The sequence below is a fragment of the uncultured Hymenobacter sp. genome, from assembly GCF_964243305.1.
GTDB lineage: Bacteria > Bacteroidota > Bacteroidia > Cytophagales > Hymenobacteraceae > Hymenobacter.
The window spans coordinates 206,655-208,487 of record NZ_CAXTEF010000005.1 but is presented as its reverse complement, the minus strand read 5'-3'; the positions used below and the strand labels follow the sequence as shown (position 1 = coordinate 208,487).

Annotated in this window: 3 protein-coding genes; 1 reads left to right on the top strand and 2 read right to left on the bottom strand. The window is 56.4% G+C overall.

Translation table 11 applies throughout. The annotated features are described in order from the left end of the window. Positions 1-13 precede the first annotated feature (13 nt). On the bottom strand, positions 14-472 hold the full coding sequence (locus ACFE70_RS05555; RefSeq protein WP_375416729.1) for a hypothetical protein: 459 nt from the start codon (positions 470-472) through the stop codon (positions 14-16). A 111-nt stretch (positions 473-583) separates the two neighbouring features. Beyond that, positions 584-1,207 (bottom strand): deoxynucleoside kinase, encoded by a 624-nt coding sequence (locus ACFE70_RS05550; RefSeq protein WP_375416728.1) that lies wholly within the window; start codon positions 1,205-1,207, stop codon positions 584-586. 187 nt (positions 1,208-1,394) lie between these two features. Between ACFE70_RS05550 and ACFE70_RS05545 the strand changes: the two genes are divergently transcribed. Next, positions 1,395-1,826, top strand: a complete 432-nt coding sequence (locus tag ACFE70_RS05545; protein ID WP_375416727.1) for a hypothetical protein — start codon at positions 1,395-1,397, stop codon at positions 1,824-1,826. The last annotated feature ends 7 nt before the right edge of the window (positions 1,827-1,833 follow it).

Below are 1,833 nucleotides of genomic sequence, written 5' to 3'. Positions count from 1 at the left end.
TCCACTCTGTGCCTCAATCGGTTATGCCCCAACTAAATCCCCAACACGCTCTTAGGTCGAAAGCTGCCGAATTATTAGTTGGCCCACCACTAGCAAGAATGCCATGCCCGCGTACGGCTAACGCTTCCCTGTCCATTAATTCCATGTCCCAATCGATTCGCATGGTACCGACCTTGGATTTGTCGTCGCCCACTATTACCAGTCTGGGCTGAATGGTTGTGGAGTCAATCAATCTGGTTCGGCCCGTGCTGAGGTTCATCATAAACCGACGTTGAATAAAAGCTTCTTTAATATTGAAAAAGAAGCTGTGGTCAACCACAATTTGTACAGGACTCACGCTACAAATAGCCAATAATACGCCGTCTCTTTTTGCGACGGCAATCGAGCGACAGGTTACCTCATGCATTTGCTCATCTTGCACAGCTGAGCAGCAAACGAGTAGTAAAAAGCTGATTATTGCTAGTTTTCTCATGCTCACATATTACAAAACTGAAAGTAGCTGCTCTCGCTGGCCTCTGGCCGGCGGAGCAATTCAACTGCCGACACCTGACCAGCATGACCGTTTCCTACCCCCTCTCGCTTTTCAAAACAAGCCGAACAGCGTGTTGTTGATTTTATCAATAATGGTCCCCAAATCTTCGGGGTTGCGCACGTAGTTCAGCTCGTTGACGTCGATGATGAGCAGGCGGCCGTGGGTATAAGAGGCAATCCACTGTTCGTAGTGCTCATTGAGGTTTTTAAGGTATTCGATGCTGATGCTGTTCTCGTAGTCGCGGCCACGCTGCTCAATCTGCTTGATGAGCTTGGGCAAATCAGCCCGCAGGTAGAGCAGCAAATCGGGCGGATTGACCAGGCCAATCATCGCCTCATACAGGGCGCAGTAGTTGTCGTAGTCGCGGTGAGGCAGCAGGCCCGACTGGTGCAGGTTGGCGGCGAAGATGTGGGCGTCCTCGTAGATGGTGCGGTCCTGGATGATGCCTTTGCCCTGGGCTTGCAGCTCCCTGATGCGCTGCGTCTGGCGAAAGCGGCCAGTGAGGAAATACACCTGCAAGTGAAACGACCAGCGCGGCATGTCGTGGTAGAAGTCCTTCAGGTAAGGATTATCGGCCACGTCTTCCAGAAAAACCTCCCAGCGGAAGTGGTGGGCCAATTTATGGGCCAGCGTGGTTTTGCCGGCCCCGATGTTGCCGACGATGGCAATGTGCATACGAAGCGAAAGAAATAGCGGAGCCGAAGGCAGAACGTCAAAGGTAGGGCCGCCGGGCCCATGCCGCCTGCCCGAATCCGGGTTGCCCCAACGCGGCGGGCCCAGGGCCAGGCAGCGCGGCTTCCCAACTATTCGCGGTTATATTTAGGATAAGATTCCTCTACTAACCCTACCCCCCCTCCGCTGCATGGCATGTCCTTTACCCCCGCCATTTCACGTTCTGGCCGACCTGCACGGTGAGCCGCTGATAGAGTTCAGCCACTACCCGGCCGACGACCTGCTCTACCTGCGCTGGCACGGGCACCTGACTACCGAGGAAGTAATCCGCGGCGCCCAGCTGGGCCGGCAGCAGCAGCAGCGCACGGGCCTGCCCTACAGCCGCGTGCTCAACGACAACCGCGACGCCAGCGGCGACTGGCACGAGGCACTGCCGTGGCTGCAATATGAGTGGCTGCCCCAGGCCACGGCCGCCGGCGTGCGCGCCCTGGGCTACGTATTCTCACCCGACCTGGCGCATCAGTTCGTCTCGCAGGAGTTTGTCAGCAATGTGCGCCCCCACCTGAGCATTGAGCTGTTTCACGACGTCGATGAGGCCTGGCAGTGGCTGCTGACACAATGACGCTTCG

Excerpts from the sequence above, each read along its gene's own strand:
- ACFE70_RS05555 (WP_375416729.1), bottom strand. The coding sequence starts at position 472 with ATGAGAAAACTAGCAATAATCAGCTTTTTACTACTCGTTTGCTGCTCA.
- ACFE70_RS05545 (WP_375416727.1), top strand. The coding sequence starts at position 1,395 with ATGGCATGTCCTTTACCCCCGCCATTTCACGTTCTGGCCGACCTGCAC.
- ACFE70_RS05550 (WP_375416728.1), bottom strand. The coding sequence starts at position 1,207 with ATGCACATTGCCATCGTCGGCAACATCGGGGCCGGCAAAACCACGCTG.